Origin of the sequence: Lentilactobacillus sp. Marseille-Q4993 (genome assembly GCF_951230165.1) — a bacterium.
Classification (GTDB): domain Bacteria; phylum Bacillota; class Bacilli; order Lactobacillales; family Lactobacillaceae; genus Lentilactobacillus.
In genome coordinates this window covers 1-1,514 of the sequence record NZ_CATNVB010000066.1, presented here as the reverse complement: position 1 = coordinate 1,514, position 1,514 = coordinate 1, and the positions used below count along the sequence as shown (strand labels likewise).

General features: G+C 34.1%; 2 protein-coding genes. Both read left to right on the top strand.

Annotated features, from left to right (window positions below):
• The first annotated feature begins 759 nt into the window (after window positions 1-759).
• On the top strand, window positions 760-1,020 hold the full coding sequence (locus QOW94_RS10945) for a hypothetical protein (RefSeq protein WP_283680492.1): 261 nt from the start codon (window positions 760-762) through the stop codon (window positions 1,018-1,020).
• Between the two features lie 66 nt (window positions 1,021-1,086).
• Window positions 1,087-1,332 (top strand): hypothetical protein, encoded by a 246-nt coding sequence (locus QOW94_RS10940; RefSeq protein ID WP_283680491.1) that lies wholly within the window; start codon window positions 1,087-1,089, stop codon window positions 1,330-1,332.
• The last annotated feature ends 182 nt before the right edge of the window (window positions 1,333-1,514 follow it).

The window sequence follows — 1,514 nt, the reverse complement described above, 5'->3', positions numbered from 1 at the left end:
ACACCTCGCTTGTTTTTTGTTTAGACGCTTAAATCTTAGCATATGGGACAGTGATGTCCTATTTGTTTTGGATAAAAAAACTGGCATTGATGATGTTCATCAATACCAGAAAGTATAGTTCCATAAATTTTGTGGGATGTGTTTTTGGTGCATTGGGATTTGCTCAGTCAGGAGGCAAACAAAATTGCAAACATTTTCGACAATTGTATTTGTTGTTGGACTGTTAATTTTAATAAATTCAGCAACTTGGCCATTTAAAATTATAGGTATTATTTGTTTATTGGCCGGATTTTTCTTAGATAAAAGAATTCTGAAGTTAATTAGAAAAAATTAGATGTTGTAATCTGATAAATGGGGTGGATAGGAAAAGCCCATTTTTTAACGTGGTAACTAGTATATAAAAACTGATTTTCATTGGTACTGTTAAGTAGATGCTAATGATATTTTGAAATGTAATTCCTTCATTTTTTATCTAGGTTTGTTTTTGAAGCTAATGTGAAGACTCGCTTTTAGTTTTCAATAGCGTCCAAATTTCTAACTATCGTTAGTTCATTTGAGTAAATAAAAGCTGTTACCCGAAATTGATAACAGCTAATTCCTAATTCCACACAGTTAAACTGGTTCGTTCAGATTATTAAAGGAAATTATTCTGGATCAATTCGACAGATTGCTTATTCTCATGATTCAGATGACACCTATAGTAGACGATTTAGTAATAAGCAATGGCAACCGTGGCAAAAAGTCAGCTTTGGCGGCAATTTGGTATCTCTAGATAGTGACCAAACGATTGATGTCATTAAGACTTTCAAAAAACCAGTGGTCAGTAGTGACTCAAGTAATTTGGCATCACTAAATGATGTCAACAAAGCAATTAGTGGATTTACAACTAATAAGCAAAATTTTACCGCCGGACTACAGTCCAATGGTAAAGACGTTGCAACTGTAGATATGGCTGGTGGACTAAAAGTTGGTGATTACATCCCAATGGTTCCAAGCAATGGTGGGACTGGAGTTATTTAGATAAATAATGTTTCAGTTTCTGGAAATGTCAAAACTATTATCGGTACCTATACGATTGGTGGGGCAATGTATCAATCGTTCGTTGTGGGATCAGCAGCTGTGCTTTTTCCAAGAAGTGTTGGAATAATTGATAAAGTTGAAACAGACGGTGTCACGGGAATGCAATATCCAACTAACTCAGTCTATACCCCTTCTTATACCAAAACATCAAGCGGAGATTGTATTATTTTTAGTGAGGCACAAAGTAGCAGTCAGACCGGAATTATTGTTTTAATGGGCAGTTCAACTTTTACATCACATATTAAACTATAGGAGATTTTACAAATGAAAAATATTTTAGATTTTTTTAATTCAGCTCAAGCAACCGCTTTGGTTTCTTTTTTCTACCAAAAATCAAGTTTCATGCCTAATTTAATACATGTAATTTGTGATTATTTCTGATGGCTGGACACACTCAAATAAGCCTTACGGCTTGTCCGTTTTTCAAGAAAATG

Excerpts from the sequence above, each read along its gene's own strand:
- QOW94_RS10940 (WP_283680491.1), top strand. The coding sequence starts at position 1,087 with ATGTATCAATCGTTCGTTGTGGGATCAGCAGCTGTGCTTTTTCCAAGA.